The organism is Microbacterium mangrovi (assembly GCF_000802305.1).
Taxonomy (GTDB): Bacteria; Actinomycetota; Actinomycetes; order Actinomycetales; family Microbacteriaceae; genus Microbacterium; species Microbacterium mangrovi.
The window spans coordinates 1-600 of record NZ_JTDK01000035.1 but is presented as its reverse complement, the minus strand read 5'-3'; the positions used below and the strand labels follow the sequence as shown (position 1 = coordinate 600).

Below are 600 nucleotides of genomic sequence, written 5' to 3'. Positions count from 1 at the left end.
AGACGCGGCCGTTGTCGGTGAGGGTGGATGCGGGCGCCCCGTACGTTTCGACGGCAGCCAGGAACGTGTCGACCACGTCATCGCCGGTCACCGGGGTGTGCACGGTGCACGACAACAGGAACCGGGCGTGGTCGTCGATCCAGTTCAAGATCTCCACGTCCGTGCCGTCGCCGAGACGCCAATGGGTGAAGTCGGACTGCCACGTCTCGTTCGGTTGCGCTGCCTCGAACCGGACGTAGGACGAGCGGGGCCGTTTCCGCGGCTCCGGGATGATCAGCCCTGCGTCGTGCAGGACTCGGCGAATTGTGGACGTGGACGGTGCGGCGAATCCCTCCCGGGCCAGATGCCACCGGATCGTGACGGGGCCGGCATCCAATCCATCCGCGACAAGTTGCACCCGCAGCGCGACGATCCGTTGCCTCACCCGATCGGTCGTCGCGTTCGCATGCGTCAACGGTGCCCGCGAGCGCAGCTCCAGCCCCGGCAAACCCTCGTCTCGGTAGCGGGCCAGGAGACGGTGCAGATGTCGCCGCGAAATCCCGTACCGTTCGGCTGCTTCCGTGACCGTCAACTCGCCCGCGACGACCTTCAATACGATGA

At 66.5% G+C, this 600-nt stretch carries 1 protein-coding gene; it reads right to left on the bottom strand.

The genetic code is table 11. From position 1 onward, the window contains the following. Nucleotides 1–598, bottom strand: a 598-nt coding sequence (locus tag LK09_RS20365) for a DDE-type integrase/transposase/recombinase (protein ID WP_231563190.1), incomplete at its 3' end; no start/stop codon positions are given. Nucleotides 599–600 lie beyond the last annotated feature (2 nt).